Source organism: Halovenus carboxidivorans (assembly GCF_009831575.1).
Lineage (GTDB): Archaea > Halobacteriota > Halobacteria > Halobacteriales > Haloarculaceae > Halovenus > Halovenus carboxidivorans.
In genome coordinates this window covers 245265-263196 of sequence record NZ_WUUT01000002.1, presented here as the reverse complement: position 1 = coordinate 263196, position 17932 = coordinate 245265, and the positions used below count along the sequence as shown (strand labels likewise).

The following is a 17932-nucleotide window of genomic DNA, read 5'->3' as shown; positions in this document are numbered from 1 at the left end:
GGCCACCACAGCACACGTATGGAAGCGTGGCGCTTTCTCGTGTCGATGTCGATTCTGATGGTCGTCTACGCCGTGATCGTGACGCTGCTGGGCCAGCCCCCAGGGCCGGTCGAACTCGTCGTCGCGACGGTCTTCGCGGGCATCGGACTGTACGTCAGCGAGCAGATCACCAAACGGGTAGTCGAACCCGGGGAGTAGTTACTGGAAGGTGCGGCTGACCGTCCCCTCGTCGGGGCTGTCGGGCTCGCGGCTTCCGAACTGCTCTTCGAGTTGCTCGTAGCGCTCGCGGGTGGACTCGTCGACGCTCGCGGAGACCTCCGACAGCGCTTTGTCGAAGTGCTCCGCGGTGATGCGGACGTTGCCGACGGAGTCGTCGACGTCTTCGGGGTCGACGCTGCCGATGAACTCCCTGGTGGCAGCCATCGAGGCTTCACGGGCCAGGGCTTCGAGGTCGGCACCGACGTAGCTGTCCGTCTTGCGCGCGAGGTCGTCGAGGTCGACATCGTCCGCGAGCGGTTTGTTGCGGGTGTGCACTTCGAGGATCTTCCGGCGAGCCTCCTCGTCGGGCACCGGCACGTGGATGTGTCGGTCGAGTCGACCCGGCCGCACGAGGGCGGGGTCGATCAGGTCCGGCCGGTTGGTCGTGGCGATCACGACCACGTCTTCCAGCTCTTCGAGGCCGTCGAGTTCGGTCAGTAGCTGCGAGACGACGCGTTCGCCGACGCCGGAATCGCCGCTGTGCTGGCCTCGCTCGCCCGCGATGGAGTCGATTTCGTCGAAGAACACCACCGTCGGTGCGTTCGCGCGGGCCTTCTCGAAGACCTCGCGGACGCCCTTCTCGGATTCACCGACGTACTTGTTGAGCAGCTCCGGTCCCTTGATCGAGATGAAGTTGCTCTGTGATTCGTTGGCGATTGCCTTCGCGAGCAGGGTCTTCCCGGTGCCCGGCGGACCGTACATGAGCACGCCTTTGGCGGCCTGCATATCCATCTGGTCGAAGACCTCCGGGTACTCCAGGGGCCACTGGATGGCCTCCCGGAGCCGTTCCTTGGTGTCTTCGAGTCCGCCGACGTCCTCCCAGGTGATGTCCGGGACCTCGACGAATACCTCGCGCAGGGCGGAGGGCTCGATGCCCTTCATCGCCTGCTTGAAGTCCTCTTCGGTGACCTGCAGTTTCTCCAGGGTTTCGGCGTCGATCTCGTCCTCTTCGAGGTCGAGTTCGGGACGGATACGTCGCAGCGCGTTCATCGCCGCTTCCTTGCTGAGCTGGGCGATGTCCGCGCCGACGAAGCCGTGGGTGCTCTCGGCGTACTGGTCGAGGTCGATCCCGTCGACCAGGGGCATCCCGCGGGTGTGGACCTGCAGGATCTCCTTGCGGCCTTCCTTGTCCGGGACGCCGACCTCGATCTCGCGGTCGAAGCGGCCGCCGCGGCGCAGCGCCGGATCGATGGCGTCGACGCGGTTGGTCGCGCCGATAACGATCACCTGACCCCGTTCTTCGAGGCCGTCCATCAGGCTGAGCAGCTGAGCGACGACCCGACGCTCGACGTCGCCGGAAGTCTCGCCGCGCTTGGGCGCGATGGAGTCGATCTCGTCGATGAAGATCACGGCCGGGGAGTTCTCGGAGGCTTCGTCGAAGACCTCACGGAGTTGCTCCTCGCTCTCGCCGTAGTACTTCGACATGATCTCCGGCCCGGAGATGTCGGTGAAGTACGCGTCGATCTCGTTCGCGACGGCACGGGCCATCAGCGTCTTCCCGGTGCCCGGCGGGCCGTGTAGCAAGACGCCTTTCGGCGGCTCGATACCCAACTGCTGGAACAGTTCGGGGTGACGCATCGGGAGCTCGATCATCTCCCGGACCTGCTCGAGTTCGTCGTCCAGGCCGCCGATGTCCTCGTAGGTCACGTCGGGCGTCTCGCGTTCCTCCGCGGTCTCCTCCGAGAGCTGTTCGGCCGGCTGTTCGCTGATTTCGACTTCGGTCGAGTCGGTGATGACGACCGTGCCGCTTGGCTCGGTCTCGGCAATTTTCAGCGGAATCTGCTGGCCGGACATCGACGACAGCGGTCCGAGGCCGAAGGAGACGGGAACCGTCTGGCCCTGGGTGACCGCCTGCCCGCTGAGGTTCTGCCGGATCATCGGGCCGACGTTACCCCGAACCCGGAGGTTCTGGGGTAGCGCGACCGTCACCGCGGTCGCGGGCTGAACGTCCGCCTTCTCGACGGTGACGGTGTCGTCGATCCCGGTGCCGGTCTCCTTGCGGAGTCGCCCGTCGATCCGGACGATCCCCTTGCCCTTGTCTTCCGGGTAACCCGGCCAGACGCGGGCGACGGTGCGGCCCGAGTCACCTTTGATGATGATGTAGTCGCCGTTTTCCAGTTCCATTTCGGCCATCGCCTGGCGGTCGATCGCGGCGAGCCCTCTGCCCGCGTCCTTCTGTTTCAGTGGTTTGACGGTTAGTTTCATGCTTGACCCTCCTCATTCAGTTCGATGGTAAGGATTCCATTTTTGATAAACGCTTGTGCGGAACCGTCGACTTCGACGTCGTAGGTCTCATCCTCGGTGACGACGATGACAGTGTCCCCGACGACGTCGACGGAGATATCCTCTGTCGGGCCGAAATCTGCGATCAGTTCGCGGTGGTCCCCGTACTCGCGGGAGACGACTTCGATCCCTCGCTGTTCCAGCTCTTCTTTCACTCTCATACTAACTACAAGTAATTGACCAAAGTATATAAAGTTGTCGCAAATTCGGCGGAACTGTTATATACTGTTTTCAGACTGGACTGATTGCGGTTCAGAATGGCTATATATAAAATTATCGCAAAACGACATCCGAGCCCCGCGTACCGTCCGCGTTCGAGGAGACGGCGAAGCGGCGGTGAGTGGCGATCTGATTGGGGGTCTCTCTGAGAGTATACGTAGCTGGCGCTCGTGGATCGGGTATGAGCGATGCTGACCGCTTTGCCGAGTGTCTCCACGAACAACACGGCATCGACGCCGACATCGAACACTTTCCCGCCGGAACCGAGACGGCCGCAGACGCCGCGGCGGCAATCGGCTGTGACCGCGCACAGATCGCCAGTTCGATTGCCCTGATCGCAGACGAGATGGTCGTCGTCGTCACGAGCGGGGCGAACCGCGTCGACACGCGGAAACTGGCGACAGTTCGGGGCGTCCACACCGCCCGGATGGCGACCCCCGACGAGGTCGAGGAGACCCTCGGCTACGAAGTCGGCGGTGTCCCGCCGTTCTGCCACGACACCACCGTCCCGGTCTACCTCGACGAGACGCTCACCGAGTACGACGCCGTCTGGGCGGCCGCTGGCGCGCCGACTGCGGTCTTCCCTATCGACCCCGACGACCTGCTCGCGTGCGCGGACGCGACCGCCGTCGACGTCGTCGAGTGAGCGCTCCCGACACACGACCAGATTGCGCGGGGGTTTTTCATCGGGTGGGCCGAACCGAGTGCCATGACAACCCTCGTCTACGGCGCGTACGGCTACACCGGGGAACTGATCGTCGAGGAGGCACGCGACAGGGGCCTGGACATCGTCGTCGCCGGCCGCAACGGGACGAAGACCCGCGGACTGGCGACGATGGTCGGAGCGGACGCGCGCGTGTTCGATACCGACGACGCCGCCGACCACCTCGACGGCGTAGACGCGCTGCTCAACTGCGCCGGGCCGTTCGCACGGACCTACGAGCCACTGGTCGAGGCCTGTCTCGATACGGAGACACACTATCTGGACATCACCGGCGAGTTCGAGGTGTTCGAGGCGCTTGCCGAGCGCGACCGCGAGGCGGAGAAAGCGGGCATCTGTCTCCTCCCGGGGGCCGGATTCGATGTCGTCCCGACCGATTGTCTCGCCGGCCACCTCCACGAGCGACTACCCGACGCGACTGAGTTACGTCTGGGGTTCGACGCGCTGAGCGCGGTCTCGGGAGGCACGGTCGCGTCGGCGCTCGAACACGCGAGCGGCGGCGGGAAGGTCCGCCGAGACGGGCGAATTGTCGACGTGCCGGTCGCATCCGCGGAGCGAACCATCGATTTCGGCCGCGGGCCGCGCCACGCTGTCACCATCCCGTGGGGAGACGTGTCGACGGCGTACTACACGACGGGAATCGAAAACATCGAGGTGTACACGCCGATGCCCGAAGGTGTCGCCCGACTCCTCCGAGTGACCGCTCCCGCGATGGGGGTTCTCGGCGTCGGTCCGATCAAACGCGGACTACAGGCGCTCGCGCGCGGACTCTTCGACGGCCCGACCGAACAGCAGCGCGGCTCCGACCGCGCGTACGTCTGGGGCGAAGCCACGAACGGCGAGGAGACGGTGGTCTCCCGGCTCGAAACCCCGGAACCGTACACACTCACTGTCGACGCCGCGACGACTGCACTCTCCCGGTTCGAGGACGGGACGGCCCCGCCCGGATACCACACGCCGGCGTCGGCGTTCGATCCGAACTTCGTGCTGGAACTCGACGACATCGAGGGGTTCGTCGACGAGTGATTCTGTCGAGTCAGCGGGTCGAAAGTAATAACCCAAGAGGGACGTACCGATGAGTATGAGCAACGAGCCGCGGGAGTACTACACGGACGAACGGTGGCAAAACTGGATCGAGCGATTACGCGAGGAGGAGATCGACCCCGAAGACGAGGACTCCGCGCGCCTGCTGTTGAATCTACAGGACGATACCGCCATCGCGGTCGCGAAGATCATCACCGACTTCGACGAGGGGGAACTCGACGAGGAGACCGCGCTGTCGGAACTGGAGGACATCCAGCAGGTCGTCCTCTCGGAGGTCGAGTTCGAGGACGAGGAGAAGGCCATGCTGATCGACGGCGTCCAGACCTCGCTGATGTGTGTCTTCCACTCCGCCCAGGAGTACGTCGTCGGCGGCCCGGCAGAGGAGGGCACCATCGAGGAGTACGTCGAGGCCGCCGCCGAGGCCGAACAGGAGGAGGAACTCGACGCGGCGCTCGGCTACTGCGTGCAGGCCGGCACGCTCGTCATCGCGGGCGAGGAGATGGACATCGGGATGGCCGACGAACTCGAGTTCGGCCTCGTCGCGGAGTGGGTCAACGGCATCGATAGCCTCCAGACGGCGATGCGAGACCCCGAAGTCGTCGAGGAAGAAGACGAATAACTCCCGCGCGCTCTTTCTCCCGCCCGATAGGACACCGTCTCCTCGCACGTCAGGCGCTGTCCGATGACGACTCTACGAACCGCTTCGATCTCTCGGACGTTCGAGCCCGACGGCTTTTGCCCGTCGCGTTCCACATCGCAAACGAGCAACCAGCCCCGCTCATCTCCGGAGGGTGAGCGGTCACAGATACCACCTATGACAGGACACTCACACAGCCCCTTCAAGGACCGAGCGTCGTTGACCGACGCGCGAGAGGCCTTGCGCGAGCAGGTCAGCGCACACGACAGGACCGAACAGGTCGCCCTCGGCGCGGCGGTCGGGCGGACGGTCGCGGAATCGATCACTGCACAGCGAAACGTCCCGCACTATCCGCGGGCGGCGATGGACGGCTACGCCGTCCGAGCGGAAGACACCTTCGGCGCGTCGGATCGCTCACCGCAGATCCTGGACGCGACCGACGAACCGGTCGGGCCCCGCCAGGCCAGCCAGGTTCACACCGGAAGTAAGCTCCCGGACGGAGCGGACGCGGTCGTCATGATCGAACACGTCGACGAGGTGGGCGAGGAGATAGAGGTGTTCGACGGCGTCAGCGAAGGCGAAAACGTCGGCCCCGTCGGCGAGGATGTCGAGGCGGGCCAGAAACTGTACGACCCGGGCCACCGGCTCCGGCCGTCGGACGTCGGACTGCTCAGATCGGTCGGCAACACCGAGGTGACGGCCTTCGAGCGTCCGCGTGTGGCGGTCATCCCGACCGGCGAGGAACTCGTGCAGTCGGACCCCGACCCCGGTGAGATCATCGAGACGAACGGACTCACCGTCTCGAAACTGGCCGAATCCTGGGGTGCGGAGGCGACCTATCACGACGTGGTCACCGACGACACGGGGAAACTCGATGCCGCGATCACGGACAGCCTCGATCACGACCTGATCGCGACTACCGGTGGTTCCTCGGTCGGCAAACGCGACCTGTTGCCGGAGGTCGTCTCCGAACTCGGGGAGATCCACGTCCACGGCGTCGGGATCAAGCCGGGCCACCCGTTCGCGTTCGGGACCGTCGAGGGGACGCCCGTCCTCATGCTGCCGGGCTATCCGGTCTCCTGTCTGATCAACGCCGTCCAGTTCCTTCGGCCGGCGATCAAGTGGGTCGGGTCGATGCCGCTCGACGAGCCACCGACAGTCGAGGCCGAACTCACCGAGAAGGTCTACAGCGAGCCAGGGTTGCGGACCTTCGCCCGGGTCCGGGTCGACGAGGAGGACGGCCGTCGGGTCGCCACGACCGTCCGCGCCAGCGGGGCGGGTGTGCTGTCGAGCGTCGCCCTCTCCGACGGGTGGGTGGTCGTCCCCGAGGAGCGTGAAGGACTCGCGGAGGGCGAGACTGTTCCGGTCCAGAACTGGGAGTGGTCGCCGTGAGAAAGCAGTTTCGCGACCTCGCTGACCCCGAGGACGTGCACGCGCTCATCGCCGAGTTAGAGATCAACACGGGGACGGAGACCGTGCCGCTCGCACAGGCGCGCGGTCGCGTGCTCGCGGAGCGGATCGACGCGGGGATCGACGTGCCGGGATTCGACCGCTCGAACGTGGACGGCTACGCGGTCCGGGCCGAGGACACCTTCGGGGCGACCGAGGCCGATCCGGTCGAACTCGAACAGGTCGGCCGCGTCGACGCAGGCGAACAGCCAGCGGTAACGGTCGAGCCCGGAACGGTCGTCGAAATCGCGACCGGGGCCGTCGTCCCGCCGGGTGCGGACGCGGTCGTGATGGTCGAACGCACCGCCCGCGAAGACGAGACGGTGACCGTCAGAACGGCAGTCGCGCCCGGAGACGGTATCATGGTCGCCGGGTCGGACGTGGCCGCCGGTGAACGAACCCTCGGGCCGGGAACGGAACTGACCGCACGGGAGATCGGACTGCTCTCTGCGCTCGGGGTCGACTCCGTGCCGGTCCGCTCGCCGCCGACGGTCGGCGTGCTCTCGACGGGGGACGAACTGGTCGCGCCCGGGAACGCCCTCGACAGCGACGCCGGCCAGATCTACGACGTAAACAGCCAGACGATTGCGGCGAGCATCGAGGAGGCGGGTGGGTCCCCCGAGGTGTATCCGATCGTCGGCGACGACTTCCCGGAGATGAAACGCGTGCTCACCGCGGCCGCCGAGGAGTGTGATCTGGTGCTGTCGTCGGGGTCGACCAGCGCCGGCGCGGCCGATCACATCTACCAGTTGATCGACGAACACGGCGACTTGCTGCGTCACGGCGTTGCGGTCAAACCGGGCAAACCGATGCTCGTCGGCCGGTTCGAGAACACGCCGTACATCGGCCTCCCCGGATTCCCGGTATCGGCGCTGACAATCTTCAGACACTTCGTCGCGCCGAAGATCAGAGACGCGGCCGGGAAACCCCCGCGCGAGCGCGAGCGGATCACCGGCGAGATGGCCGTCACCGAACGGTACAAGGAGGGACGAACGCGGCTGATGCCGGTCGGACTGGTCGAGGACGGCGACGGAGAGTTGCTCGTCTACCCCGTCGACAAGGGTAGCGGGGCGACGACGAGTCTCGTCGACGCCGACGGCACCGTCGAACTCGCTCCCGAGACCGAACAACTCGACGCCGGCCAGACGGTCGAGGTCACGCTGTTTTCGGCGGACGTGCGCCCGCCGGAACTGCTCGGTATCGGCGAGGACGACCCGCTGCTCTCGCGGTTGCTCGACCGCCTCGACAGTCCCCGGTATCTCTCGCTGGGAAGCCGTGAAGGACTCCGACGGCTCCGCAACGGCATCTCCGATGTCGCCGTCGTCGCCGGCCCGACCGACCGAGAGGTCGAGACGGTCGAACTCGGCGGCTGGTCGCGGGAGTGGGGGCTACTCGTCCCGGCAGACAACCCCGACGGCGTCGCCGGCGTCGCCGATCTGGTCGACTCGGAGCTTCGGTTCGTCAACAGGGGCCGCCAGTCGGGGCTGCGTCGGTCCTTCGACGACGCCGTCGAGCGGCTGGCGGACGAACGCGGGACCGACCGCGCGTCGCTGACCGAGGACATCTCGGGCTATACGCTGACTGCACAGGCCTACGAGAGCCCACCGCGGCGGGTCTTGGCCGGCAAGGCGGATGTTGCACTCGGACTCAGAGCCTCCGCCGAACCGCTTGGACTGGCGTTCGTCTCCCTCGGCACGCAGTCGGTTCGCGTGCTCGCCGCGCCGGACCGGGCGGAGAAACCGGGCGTCGAGGCGCTGGAGGCGCTGTTACCCCCGGCGGATCTCGCTGACGGACTCGCCGGTATCGAGGCCGGCGAGCACTGACAGCGTCTTAGCTGTGCTCGAAGAGGAGACGGAACCCGGAGAGGTCGGTCCGGAACTGTGCCCTGACTGTCGTCGCTCGGCCGTCTCAGTTCGTCTCGGTCTCCTGCGCGACCCGTCGGAACCGCCGTGAGGACTCCCGCCACGTCTCGATCTCGTCCATGCTCACGTCGCTTTCCTGCTCGAAGACATCGGCGTAGACCGCCGTCGACCGGTCGCCGTTGATCGTGACGCTCGTGCCGCGAGCGACGACGCCGGAGAACAGTCCCTCCTCGGGGTCGGCCGACTCTACCTTCGGTCTCGTCTCGCCTCTGACGAAGGATCCGTCTCCGAGTTTCGAGACGAGTAACTCGAAATCGTCGTTGGCTTCGACCCGGCGCTGTGTTTCGCCCGCGCCGGCGTCGACCATCGTCTGCAGGGTCTCGACGATCTGATCGCTGCCGGTTCCGAACGCCTGCTGCGTGACGACGGCCTCCCCGTCTCGCACCCCGACACCCTGATACCCGCTCGCGTAGAGGGTGAACCCGGAGTAGTCGGTCCGCTCTTCCATCTCGGTCCCGGAGAGCGCGTCGACGATCGTCGACCGGCCGAACGTTCCACTCAGGTGTTCGACCTCGGCAGCCGAGACGACCGAAGACAGATCCGAAAACGAGAGTCCGAGTTCGCCGGCGAAGGAGTTGTTCGTGTCCTCGACGAACCCCTGATAGACATCCTCGTGCAACGCCTCCTCGTTCTCGCGGATGTCGTCGTAACTGACGGCGTTGAACGAGTAACGCGCGTATCCGAGCGCGTCCGCGCTCGGAAGCCAGTCTGTGTAGCCGGGCGGGCCACTTGTTCCGCCGTTCGATCCGTCGTCGGACCCGCTCGAACACCCGGCGAGTCCGACGCTCGCTCCGGCGACCACGGCCGCGAACTGTCGCCGTGTCAACGTATCCGGTGACATATTTCGGAACCGGAGTGAAGTAATATTAGATTTTTGATAGTATTTCGGAACTTCCGGTGGCGTAACCGGATGTCCACCGCCCGTGGTCGTCGGCATCGGCTCCGGTGTGTTTTATAACGCGCAGTCCCTTGTATACGGGTATGAACGTCGAGTTGCGATTTTTCGCGAACTTCCGGGAGGCTGTCGGACAGAAAGAGATCGGGTGGGAAGTCGACGGGGACGCGACGGTCGGAAGCGTCCTCCGAGATGTCGAGGCCGAGTATCCGGAGGTCGATATCTTCAACGAGGACGGGGAGGTCCGAGAGTTTTTGAGTATTATGAAAAACGGCCGCGACATCACCTACATGGACGGCCCCGAGACGCGACTCGAGAGCGACGACACCGTGAGCGTCTTCCCCCCGGTTGCCGGCGGGTAGCCAGCGTTCAACAGCAGTAGATGAACGGATAGATAAGCGTCACGCGGTCCTCGTCGCCGAGTTCCGTGTCGAGGCCGTCGATGTGCTCGTTGAACGTCCCGTTGACGAGGACGCGCGCGAACCGTCGGCTCTGTTCGCCCTCGGGATTCTTGTTGTAGTTCTCGCCGGGGAGTTCACCGAACTCCGGTGCCCATCCCTCCGTCATCGCCTCCTCCTCGGTCTCGGCGATCAACATGTCCTTCACGTCGTACTCCTCGAAGAACTCGGCGAGGAACTCCCGGAGCGTGTCGCCCTCGAAGGTGTAGTCGAACCGCCCGACTCCGATTTCGGTCCTGACGTGGCCCGTACAGCGGACCGTCACCGTCGTCTCGACATCCGGGGTCTGTTCTGTTTTCTCGGCCTCCAGTTCTGCCTTCGTCTGCATAGTCGATGGTATGTGATTCCCCCCCGAGAATCTTTACCCGAACACGTTCGTCGATCCGGGCATCCGACGGACGCGTACAGCTTTATTGGTCCGCCTGCCCAAAGGGTGGTGTGGACGAAATCGAACTCTACATACCCGAAGGGATTATCGAATCGCTGCCGCCGGATAGCGACGATACCAAGCAGGATATGGGCAAGGCCATCCAGGGCTGGGAGCGAGAGCTCAACGCCGCGCTCACCGTCGAAGACGACGAGGAGGCGGTCAGCACCGTCGTCGATCACATCCAGCATTTCGAGACCCGGTGGGAGGAGTACGACGGCTACGTCGTCGAACTCCGCGCCTGGGGCCAGTCTCCAATCTACGCGATGGCGTGGCGAGATCTGCACGCCGCCGTGATCCAGCAGATCTACGATCACGAGGATCTGGCCGACCGGATCGACCGCGAGCGCCACGCCCGTATCTTCCAGGACGGCATCCGCCCGGGTGGTGGCTCCTGATGTCGGTCCGGCTGGGTCGCGGGGGTGAGCGACGGTGAGCGTCGAACGGACCCGCTCGTATCGGGGCATCTCGGTCCGCGCCGCACTCGGCTATCTGGAGAACGTCGGCGGCGAGCGAGTCGACGGACAGGACCGCGTCGAGGGCGACGGCTGGTCCGCGACGCTCTCCTCCGAGAAGGTCTCTGTGGGCCCGTCGATGAAGTTGACCGAGGTGACCGTCGAATTCGAGGGCGAGAGCGCCGAGACGCTCGACCCGGTCATCGAGAGATTCTCACAGAAGGCCATCCGTGCCGGTGGATGAGATGATCGAGGAGCCGAGCCATCCCATCGAGGGACAGGTCGTGTTGCTGGCCGGTGCGAAAGCCAGCGTCTCGCTCGCTCGGCTCTCCGATCTCCTGGCGGACGTGCAGGAACATCTCGTCGGACGCGTCGAGGAGTACGACCGCCGGTTCGAGCGGATCGACACCGACAGAGACGGCGTCTATTTCCTCGCTGAGGAGGGCCGCTGGGAGACCGTCGGCGAGGCGGTCGGGCTCACCGAGCGCGAGACCGAGGCCGTCGCGCGAACGCACGCCGAACAGTTCAAACGCGACGGCCGCCGGATGGACCGCAGGGAGGAGTTCGAGACTTCACTGGAGATCCGAGACGTGCTCGCGGTGAATCCCGTGGAGTAACTCGACAGATTTCGGATGGCTTCTCAGACACCCGACGCCGATGAGCGTAGGTCCAGCCCACTTCAGGCGTTTACTCGGTCTCCGGATCGTACGTGAAGATGTCCTCGACAGAACAGTCGAAATAGTCTGCGAGTTCGAAGGCAAGCGACAGGCTCGGGTCGTACCGTCCCCGCTCGATGGCGTTGATCGTCTGCCGTGAGACATCGACAGCCTCGGCTAACTCGGCCTGGGTTACGTCCTGCTTCGCCCGCCACACCTTCAGGTTATTCTTCATCGGCCCCTTACATCTGCGCGCGATACCACCCCTCCGAGAGTTTGAATACGACGCCGCCGCCGACTATCATCAACGCCGCGCCGATGGGTACCGCCGTCGCCCCCGTCAATTCAGTGGCTGCTCTCCCAGCCGCGTACGCGACGAACAGCGCCGCGAACAACATCCCGTTCAGGACGAGAAATGCCGTAGACGCCGCCCGGTACCGAATCTGTCGCTCTCGTTCGTCGTACTCGTCGACCGGCGAGCGCCATCGGTACCAGTAGGCCGACCCGAGGAGAACGACGAGTCCAATCGCTCCGAGCGTGATCCTGAGTCTCTCTGGAATCGTCTCCCGGAACAGCACCGCCATGAACAGGAGGGCTCCGAGCACTGAAACCGCGTTCCGGAGGAGTTTGCGACGGTCGAGTTCGGGCTCCAGGATCGAGCCAGCGTCGAACACGTCGATCCACACCGCGGCGACGAACAGCAGAGCAATCCCGCCAACAGAGAGCACAGTTGCGAGGGCTCCGGTTAAACTACCCGACGCACCGACAAATAGCAGTACGAAGCCGAACGCGAAGAGGCTCACAGCGGCAACGTTGCTTTTCGCTGCCATGTTGTGTAAAGATATCTTTACACATCGTAATAAGTATTTTCCACGGACTCCGGGCTGGACACGCTCCCATCAGTACCCTCGCAACCGTCTCCGCGCGCGAGCACATACTGACGGCCCGGGTTGTACTGGGGTTTGACACCAGCCCGGCTACTCTCCCTCAGGTGGCTCCTCGACTGGCTCGATGGTCTCGATGACCTTCTGCGAGAACTCGATCTCCGACAGGTCGCCGTTGTGCAGGCGGTCGATCCACTCGGCCTCGACGTGCCAGGTGCCGAGTTCGTTGCCGTCGAAATCCATCACCTCCGCCTCGATGCGTGCACCGGACCAGTCGTCGTCGTGCAGGTCCCGGAAGACGTTGATTACTCGGCCCACCTCGCGGTGGGGGATCATCCCCTGGTTCTCGACGTTGACCGACTCGTAGGTGAGACTGTAGCCGTCGCCCTCGTCGACCACCTCGTCGACGTAGACGCCGTGGCTGGTCAGACGAGACTCTACTCGGAACTCGAAGTCGTGTTCGTCACTCATAAAAAATTGGAAGGTAGTGCGCGATCAGTCGTCGGCAGGTGCCGCCGAGTCGCCGCTGGAGACACCGGTTCCCGGGCCGATGTCGATGTCGAGTTCGTCGAGTTTCTCGTCTGGCACGACGCCGTCGACCCAGCCACGGACCTCGTAGTACTCCTCTTTCATCTCGTCGAGTTCGGCGAGTTCGCCCTCGCTACCGCCCTGGGCCGGAATCGCCTCCTCGTGGCCCTCGATGAAGCGGTTCGGGAGGGTGTCGTCGTCGCCGTCGAAGCCGGCGAGGTTGTTGTAGTACCGTTCGAGGTTGTAGATGCGCTCGCCGGCCTCGATCAGTTCCTCCTCGGTCACGTCGCGGCCGGTCATACCGTTGTACTGGAGGACGTACTCCTCGATTCCCTCCGCGAAGGCGTTGAACTTGCAGATATCGAAGGAGTCGCTGATCGCGTGCAGGTCCTGGAAGGTGGCACACAGCTCACCCTTGCCCTCGTGCTCGTGAGGGTCGACCTGCTCCGGAATGCCGAGCAGTTCGGCCGCCGGGGTGTAGCCCCGGAGGTGACAGGCACCACGGTTCGAGGTGGCGTAGCCGATGGCCATTCCCTTCATCGCTCGCGGGTCGTAGGCGGCCATCGTCTGTCCCTTCACGGCCAGGGAGTTCGACTGCGCGTCGAACTCCTCTTCGAGGTGTTTCGGACCGTTGGCGAGGTGGTCCGCGAGTTCGTCCTCGCGGTGGGCGATCCGTTCGAGCATCTCGACCATCGCGTCGGCGTCGCCCCAGTCGATGCCGTCGCCGAGACCGTCGAACTTCCCTTCCTCGGTCATCTCCATGGCCATCGCCAGGGTGTTCCCGGCGTCGATGGTGTCGATACCGAGGTTGTTACACTTGTCGACCATCAGCACCGACTTGTCGAGGTCGGTGTGCCCCGAGTTGGGACCCAGCGCCCACGCGGACTCGTACTCGAAAGACTCCATCCGGACGTTCATCTCCTCGCCTTTGTGCATCGCCTGCACTTCGACCTCCTTCTTACAGGCGACCGGACAGGAGTGACAGGTCGGCTCGTCGACGAGGATGTTCTCACGGACGTACTCCCCGGAGACGCCCTCGGCGTCGATGTCGCCGCCCTCGGACTCCCGCATCGATCGCGTCGAGGAGTACTTGCCGTTTTTAACCGGCAGACCGTCCATCTCCTCCGTGACGTTCATCAGGACGTTCGTCCCGTACATCGAGAGGCCGCCCTCGTTCGGCGCGGTGACCTCCGACTCCTGAATGAGTTGCATCGCCTGCTTGTGCCCCTCGCGGAAGGTCTCCTGATCGGCCGGCTTCTGCATCTTCGTCGAGGACTTGATGACGACGGCCTTCAGGTTCTTGTTGCCCATCACGCAGCCCGTTCCGCCTCGGCCGGAGGCACGGTCGTCCTCGTTGACGATACAGGCGTACCGGACCTCGTTCTCGCCGCCCGGACCGATCGCCATCATCGAGAGGTTCTTGCCGTACTGGCCGTCGATCTCCTCCTCGATGGCGTCGCGGGTCTCGTGGACGCCCTTGCCCCACAGGTGGGAGGCATCGCGGAGTTCGACTTCGCCGTCCTCGATGTAGGCGTACACCGGTTCGTCGGCCTGCCCCTCGAACAACAGCCCGTCGAAGCCGGCCCACTTGAGCCGTGCACCGCTCCATCCCCCGTGGTGGGAGTCGGTGACCTGACCGGCCAGCGGAGACTTCGTACAGATGGCGATCCGCCCACTCATTGTGACCTGAGTCCCCGTGAGCGGCCCGTTCATGAACGCCAGCAGGTTGTCCGGCCCCAGCGGATCGACGTCTGGCCCCTGGTCGAAGACGTACTTTACCCCCAGTCCGCGAGCACCGATGTACTTCTTTGCATCCTCGTCGTCAATTCCCTCGTAGGCAATCTCTCCCTCGCTGAGATCGATCCTCGCTACGTTGTCGTGGAATCCGCCAAGATCAGTCATGAATCTCTATTGCATATACTGGGCTACCAGCCACTTAATGATTCTGTGGAACCGCAATCAGTTACCGTACCGTTCGCGACTTTTAAGCGTCGGCGGAGACGGAAGCGGATGTCACAGGTTCGCGGGATCTGTTTTCAGATACTCCCGTAACATCACCGTCGCGTACGACCCGCGGGGGAGCGAAAACGACAGTTCGAGCGGGTCGGTCTCGACGTCCAGTGTCGTCCGAACGAGGACTGCCCGGCGCGTTCCCGTCGAGGTGTACTCGTCGGGAATCTCGAAGTCCCCGGGTTCGAGCTCCGCATCCGCGAGTACCTCGCGTTCGATCTCCCCCGGTTCCCCCTCGGCGAACTCCGTCTCCGTTCCGACGAGCGGAGCGGTCACGAACGCACGGCCGCGCTCGCAGTGCCGGCGAACCGACCGGAGCCGACTTTCCGTCACGCGCTGGGTCCGGTCCTGATCCGGGAGTTCGAGTCCCGACGGCGCGTCGCTGTCGGCGAAACAGACGACATCCCCCTCGACCGGTTCGTCGAACGGCAGCCCCCGATCCAGCCGTTTCGAGAGCATCTGATTGAACAGGTACGACTGGGCGGCGTTGACGAACAGTTGGGTGAGATTGTCGGGCAACTCCGCAAGTGCCGCACGGAAGTCGGCCTCCTCGGCCGTCCGAGCACCGCCGTCGGTCCGACGGTCGAGTTCGTGAATGATCGACCGCTCGTAGCCGAGATACTCCGGCATCCGGTCGAGCGCTTCGCCCCACTCGCGCGTCTCCTCGACGAACCGCCGTGCCTGCTGGGTCTCCTCTGGTTCCCGTTCCGAGGCATTACCTACGTAGGTCATAACTGCTTGGTCCCACTGCTCGCGAACCATCGCCAGTCCGATCTCGTGGCTCACCGGCCGCTTGCTGCCGAACCGCTGTTGGCCGAAGAAGTTCGGAACTGTGACCCGATCGCCGCCGCCGAAGGCTCGTAGATCCGCCGTGATCTCGGTGGCGCGCTCGGGGTTGTCGGCGTCGCGGACTCTGATCTCGAAGGCGTTGCCCGCGAGGTCGCCGAACAGGATCGCCCGTCCGGTTCGTCCGACTGGCTCGAACTCCACGCCGGAGATCTCCGGCAACGCCTCGAAGGTGATCCCCTCGATAGAGAACAACTGAGTGGTCACTGCGTGTTTGTCCTTCGTCCCGGCCCAGGAGACGCGTTCCCGGGAGATTCCGAGCCGGTTCGACAGCTCTCGGGCGAAGTCGTTGGTATCCCAGCGGCGCAGCGTCGCCCGAACGAGCAGGTGGGGGTATTTCTCCGCCGACGCGTCGATGGGTTCGGACGCGAACTGTTCGAGTTCCCGAACGCGGAAATCCTCGGGTTCGACCCGGAGCCGACCGCCGGTCCCGTCGCTGTCGGTGACGTAGTACTCGATGCCGACCTCGCGCTCGACTGGATGTGCCTGCCGCATTAGCCGTGGCTACCGGTGTGAGGCGCGGAAAGAAAGAGGTGTCGGCGCAGACGTGACAACCGTAGACCTGCCGATTACAGCAGGTCAGTGGCGGCGTCGTACTCCTGGATGTCGACGCCGTCGTCGGTCACCGTCGCGGTGACGAGTCCGTTACCGGACCCGGTGTCGCGTTCGGTCGCGGCCTGGACCGCGCGGGCAGTGAGCACTTCTGCCTCCTCGATCGAGAGGTCGGAGTCGTACTCGCCCTCCAGAGCACCGTGTGCGAGCTGCATTCCGCTGCCGGTGACGGTGTAGTCGTCTTTCATGACGCCGCCGGCGGGGTCGATGCTGTAGACGTGGCTGCCCTCGTCGTCGACGCCGCCCAGGATCGGGTTGATCGCCAGGAACGGGCCGCCGCGGGCGAAGTTCCCGGCCAGCGTCGCCAGCGCGTGAATCGACATCGGTTCGCCCCGTCGGCTGTCGTAGAGATTCGACTCCGACCGGAGCGTCCGGATGAACGACTGCGCGCCGCCGACGGAGCCGACCAGCGTCAGCGCCGCCGTCGGGTGGACCTGTTCGACCTTGGTGACGTTCTTGTTCGAGACGAACCGGCCCCCAAGGCTGGCTCGTCGGTCCGTGCCGATTACGACGCCGTCGTCGGTGCTGACACCGACCGTGGTGGTGCCGGTCTTGACGACGGCATCGCTGTCCTGTTCGCTGGTCTCCTCGAACGATCCGAGTTCCGGTTCGTATGGGTTCTGTGGGAAGTCAGTTGGTTCATTCATCGTCTTCACCTCCGAGGTCGGCCTCGGCCGCGTAGTCGGTCACTTCCTCGCCGGAGAGTGACTGTAGTTGTTCGGACTCCGTGTCGACGGTCGCGATGTCGACGCTCTCGGCGTCGAGCTCGTCGGTGCCCTCTGCGAGCGCCTCAAGCGCCAGGGTCACGCCGCCGTCGAGATCCATCTCGGGCGTGTACTCCTCTTCCAGGTAGTCCTGAATGTCCTCGCGGCCGCCGCCGATGGCGACTGCCTGCCACTCGTAGGGCGTGCCCGAGGGGTCGGCCTCGAACAGCCGGGGCTCGCCGTCCTCGATACCACCGATCAGCAGCGCGACACCGAACGGCCGCGCGCCGCCCGTCTGGGTGTACTGCTGGATGTGATCGGTCGTCCGTTTGGTCAGCGTCTCGATCCCGATCGGCTCGTCGTAGCGCAGACGCTCGACCTGAGACTGGCGGCGAGCGAAGTCGACGAGCTGGCGCGCGTCTGCGACGTGACCCGCGCTCGCAATCCCGGCGTGTTCGTCCGCCTCGTGGATCTTCTCGATGCTCTCCTCCTCGATCAGCGGCGAGCGAGTCTGTCGGTCCGCCGCGAGAACGACTCCGTCCGCCGTCCTGATACCGACGCTCGCGCTGCCCCGCTTGACCGCCTCGCGGGCGTACTCGACCTGGTAGAGCCGACCGTCCGGCGAGAAGATCGTTATTCCTCTGTCGTAGGCTTGCTGTTGTTGGTTTCCTTGCATTGGATATTCACACTGGTTGTGTTTACCTTTCGTTAGTGCCTCTCGTATATAAATTGGTGCTTTGCGGTAGCATACGCACCAACCGCAACGACACGATATCCCGAAGAGGCGCCTGAAAGGGGGTATAACCGCTATTAGACGGTTGGTGACTTGGAAGTAAAGCCCTTCTGCCACCGGAAAATACCGCTCTTCGCGCTTCGTTCGGGCGATTTCTCGGAGGTTCGTTCCCTCGATATCGGCCGTCTCCG

Annotated in this window: 21 protein-coding genes; 10 read left to right on the top strand and 11 right to left on the bottom strand. The window is 64.5% G+C overall.

All coding sequences use genetic code 11. The annotated features are described in order from the left end of the window. Nucleotides 1-18 precede the first annotated feature (18 nt). Nucleotides 19-198: a hypothetical protein gene (locus GRX03_RS06765; RefSeq protein ID WP_159763445.1), complete on the top strand. Its 180-nt coding sequence runs from the start codon at nucleotides 19-21 to the stop codon at nucleotides 196-198. On the opposite strand, the gene GRX03_RS06760 is transcribed toward GRX03_RS06765, so the two are convergent. Together GRX03_RS06760 and GRX03_RS06755 are read right to left on the bottom strand one after the other, a co-directional pair. Beyond that, a complete protein-coding gene (locus GRX03_RS06760; protein ID WP_159763444.1) occupies nucleotides 199-2463 on the bottom strand; it encodes a CDC48 family AAA ATPase in 2265 nt (754 codons plus the stop codon). It abuts the gene before it with no gap. Then, complete coding sequence (locus tag GRX03_RS06755; protein ID WP_159763443.1) at nucleotides 2460-2702, bottom strand: hypothetical protein; 243 nt, start codon at nucleotides 2700-2702, stop codon at nucleotides 2460-2462. The genes GRX03_RS06760 and GRX03_RS06755 overlap by 4 nt, the downstream gene beginning before the upstream one ends. A gap of 239 nt (nucleotides 2703-2941) precedes the next feature. Between GRX03_RS06755 and GRX03_RS06750 the strand changes: the two genes are divergently transcribed. The 5 genes from GRX03_RS06750 (at nucleotide 2942) to GRX03_RS06730 (ending at nucleotide 8434) form a co-directional block, all read left to right on the top strand. Further along, nucleotides 2942-3406 carry a YbaK/EbsC family protein gene (locus GRX03_RS06750; protein WP_159763442.1) on the top strand — a complete coding sequence of 155 codons (465 nt, stop codon included), beginning with the start codon at nucleotides 2942-2944 and terminating at the stop codon, nucleotides 3404-3406. Nucleotides 3407-3469: 63 nt separating this feature from the next. Then, the gene (locus tag GRX03_RS06745; protein ID WP_159763441.1) at nucleotides 3470-4507 is read left to right on the top strand and encodes a saccharopine dehydrogenase family protein; all 1038 of its coding nucleotides are present in this window, start codon (nucleotides 3470-3472) and stop codon (nucleotides 4505-4507) included. Nucleotides 4508-4562: 55 nt separating this feature from the next. Further along, on the top strand, nucleotides 4563-5144 hold the full coding sequence (locus GRX03_RS06740) for a DUF2150 family protein (RefSeq protein WP_159763440.1): 582 nt from the start codon (nucleotides 4563-4565) through the stop codon (nucleotides 5142-5144). A 195-nt stretch (nucleotides 5145-5339) separates the two neighbouring features. Further along, the gene (locus GRX03_RS06735) at nucleotides 5340-6554 is read left to right on the top strand and encodes a molybdopterin molybdotransferase MoeA (RefSeq protein WP_159763439.1); all 1215 of its coding nucleotides are present in this window, start codon (nucleotides 5340-5342) and stop codon (nucleotides 6552-6554) included. Next, nucleotides 6542-8434 (top strand): molybdopterin biosynthesis protein, encoded by a 1893-nt coding sequence (locus GRX03_RS06730; RefSeq protein WP_368278126.1) that lies wholly within the window; start codon nucleotides 6542-6544, stop codon nucleotides 8432-8434. The genes GRX03_RS06735 and GRX03_RS06730 overlap by 13 nt, the downstream gene beginning before the upstream one ends. An 85-nt stretch (nucleotides 8435-8519) precedes the next feature. Here GRX03_RS06730 and GRX03_RS06725 read toward each other — a convergent pair whose 3' ends face one another. Next, nucleotides 8520-9374: a hypothetical protein gene (locus GRX03_RS06725; RefSeq protein ID WP_159763438.1), complete on the bottom strand. Its 855-nt coding sequence runs from the start codon at nucleotides 9372-9374 to the stop codon at nucleotides 8520-8522. 140 nt (nucleotides 9375-9514) lie between these two features. On the opposite strand from GRX03_RS06725, the gene GRX03_RS06720 reads away from it, so the two are divergent. Next, a complete protein-coding gene (locus GRX03_RS06720; protein WP_159763437.1) occupies nucleotides 9515-9790 on the top strand; it encodes a ubiquitin-like small modifier protein 1 in 276 nt (91 codons plus the stop codon). Between the two features lie 7 nt (nucleotides 9791-9797). On the opposite strand, the gene GRX03_RS06715 is transcribed toward GRX03_RS06720, so the two are convergent. Further along, on the bottom strand, nucleotides 9798-10214 hold the full coding sequence (locus tag GRX03_RS06715; protein WP_159763436.1) for a MoaD/ThiS family protein: 417 nt from the start codon (nucleotides 10212-10214) through the stop codon (nucleotides 9798-9800). A 110-nt stretch (nucleotides 10215-10324) separates the two neighbouring features. On the opposite strand from GRX03_RS06715, the gene GRX03_RS06710 reads away from it, so the two are divergent. The 3 genes from GRX03_RS06710 to GRX03_RS06700 are packed head-to-tail and all read left to right on the top strand — an operon-like array spanning nucleotide 10325 to nucleotide 11385. Continuing rightward, on the top strand, nucleotides 10325-10711 hold the full coding sequence (locus GRX03_RS06710) for a hypothetical protein (RefSeq protein ID WP_368278124.1): 387 nt from the start codon (nucleotides 10325-10327) through the stop codon (nucleotides 10709-10711). A 34-nt stretch (nucleotides 10712-10745) separates the two neighbouring features. Further along, complete coding sequence (locus GRX03_RS06705; RefSeq protein ID WP_368278121.1) at nucleotides 10746-11012, top strand: hypothetical protein; 267 nt, start codon at nucleotides 10746-10748, stop codon at nucleotides 11010-11012. A 1-nt stretch (nucleotide 11013) separates the two neighbouring features. Continuing rightward, on the top strand, nucleotides 11014-11385 hold the full coding sequence (locus tag GRX03_RS06700) for a hypothetical protein (RefSeq protein ID WP_159763435.1): 372 nt from the start codon (nucleotides 11014-11016) through the stop codon (nucleotides 11383-11385). 70 nt (nucleotides 11386-11455) lie between these two features. Here the strand turns inward: GRX03_RS06700 and GRX03_RS06695 are convergent, their stop codons facing one another. The 7 genes from GRX03_RS06695 to psmA form a co-directional block, all read right to left on the bottom strand. Beyond that, the gene (locus GRX03_RS06695) at nucleotides 11456-11659 is read right to left on the bottom strand and encodes a helix-turn-helix transcriptional regulator (RefSeq protein ID WP_159763434.1); all 204 of its coding nucleotides are present in this window, start codon (nucleotides 11657-11659) and stop codon (nucleotides 11456-11458) included. A 7-nt stretch (nucleotides 11660-11666) separates the two neighbouring features. Beyond that, nucleotides 11667-12254, bottom strand: a complete 588-nt coding sequence (locus GRX03_RS06690) for a hypothetical protein (RefSeq protein ID WP_159763433.1) — start codon at nucleotides 12252-12254, stop codon at nucleotides 11667-11669. 147 nt (nucleotides 12255-12401) lie between these two features. After that, the gene (locus GRX03_RS06685) at nucleotides 12402-12779 is read right to left on the bottom strand and encodes a hypothetical protein (RefSeq protein WP_159763432.1); all 378 of its coding nucleotides are present in this window, start codon (nucleotides 12777-12779) and stop codon (nucleotides 12402-12404) included. Between the two features lie 24 nt (nucleotides 12780-12803). Continuing rightward, the gene (locus GRX03_RS06680; protein ID WP_159763431.1) at nucleotides 12804-14738 is read right to left on the bottom strand and encodes an aldehyde ferredoxin oxidoreductase family protein; all 1935 of its coding nucleotides are present in this window, start codon (nucleotides 14736-14738) and stop codon (nucleotides 12804-12806) included. Nucleotides 14739-14849: 111 nt separating this feature from the next. After that, nucleotides 14850-16187, bottom strand: a complete 1338-nt coding sequence (gene truD, locus GRX03_RS06675; protein ID WP_159763430.1) for a tRNA pseudouridine(13) synthase TruD — start codon at nucleotides 16185-16187, stop codon at nucleotides 14850-14852. 74 nt (nucleotides 16188-16261) lie between these two features. After that, nucleotides 16262-16951, bottom strand: a complete 690-nt coding sequence (locus GRX03_RS06670; RefSeq protein WP_159763429.1) for a proteasome subunit beta — start codon at nucleotides 16949-16951, stop codon at nucleotides 16262-16264. After that, complete coding sequence (psmA, locus tag GRX03_RS06665) at nucleotides 16944-17684, bottom strand: archaeal proteasome endopeptidase complex subunit alpha (protein WP_159763428.1); 741 nt, start codon at nucleotides 17682-17684, stop codon at nucleotides 16944-16946. Before psmA ends, GRX03_RS06670 begins: the two co-directional genes overlap by 8 nt. Between the last annotated feature and the right edge of the window lie 248 nt (nucleotides 17685-17932).

Bases quoted from the DNA above. Each gene is read 5' to 3' on its own strand.
- GRX03_RS06765 (WP_159763445.1), top strand. From the start codon at position 19: ATGGAAGCGTGGCGCTTTCTCGTGTCGATGTCGATTCTGATGGTCGTC.
- GRX03_RS06720 (WP_159763437.1), top strand. From the start codon at position 9,515: ATGAACGTCGAGTTGCGATTTTTCGCGAACTTCCGGGAGGCTGTCGGA.
- GRX03_RS06735 (WP_159763439.1), top strand. From the start codon at position 5,340: ATGACAGGACACTCACACAGCCCCTTCAAGGACCGAGCGTCGTTGACC.
- GRX03_RS06695 (WP_159763434.1), bottom strand. From the start codon at position 11,659: ATGAAGAATAACCTGAAGGTGTGGCGGGCGAAGCAGGACGTAACCCAG.
- GRX03_RS06750 (WP_159763442.1), top strand. From the start codon at position 2,942: ATGAGCGATGCTGACCGCTTTGCCGAGTGTCTCCACGAACAACACGGC.
- GRX03_RS06685 (WP_159763432.1), bottom strand. From the start codon at position 12,779: ATGAGTGACGAACACGACTTCGAGTTCCGAGTAGAGTCTCGTCTGACC.
- psmA (WP_159763428.1), bottom strand. From the start codon at position 17,684: ATGCAAGGAAACCAACAACAGCAAGCCTACGACAGAGGAATAACGATC.
- GRX03_RS06680 (WP_159763431.1), bottom strand. From the start codon at position 14,738: ATGACTGATCTTGGCGGATTCCACGACAACGTAGCGAGGATCGATCTC.
- GRX03_RS06740 (WP_159763440.1), top strand. From the start codon at position 4,563: ATGAGCAACGAGCCGCGGGAGTACTACACGGACGAACGGTGGCAAAAC.
- GRX03_RS06725 (WP_159763438.1), bottom strand. From the start codon at position 9,374: ATGTCACCGGATACGTTGACACGGCGACAGTTCGCGGCCGTGGTCGCC.
- GRX03_RS06715 (WP_159763436.1), bottom strand. From the start codon at position 10,214: ATGCAGACGAAGGCAGAACTGGAGGCCGAGAAAACAGAACAGACCCCG.
- GRX03_RS06745 (WP_159763441.1), top strand. From the start codon at position 3,470: ATGACAACCCTCGTCTACGGCGCGTACGGCTACACCGGGGAACTGATC.
- GRX03_RS06700 (WP_159763435.1), top strand. From the start codon at position 11,014: ATGATCGAGGAGCCGAGCCATCCCATCGAGGGACAGGTCGTGTTGCTG.
- GRX03_RS06670 (WP_159763429.1), bottom strand. From the start codon at position 16,951: ATGAATGAACCAACTGACTTCCCACAGAACCCATACGAACCGGAACTC.
- GRX03_RS06690 (WP_159763433.1), bottom strand. From the start codon at position 12,254: ATGGCAGCGAAAAGCAACGTTGCCGCTGTGAGCCTCTTCGCGTTCGGC.
- GRX03_RS06760 (WP_159763444.1), bottom strand. From the start codon at position 2,463: ATGAAACTAACCGTCAAACCACTGAAACAGAAGGACGCGGGCAGAGGG.
- truD (WP_159763430.1), bottom strand. From the start codon at position 16,187: ATGCGGCAGGCACATCCAGTCGAGCGCGAGGTCGGCATCGAGTACTAC.
- GRX03_RS06755 (WP_159763443.1), bottom strand. From the start codon at position 2,702: ATGAGAGTGAAAGAAGAGCTGGAACAGCGAGGGATCGAAGTCGTCTCC.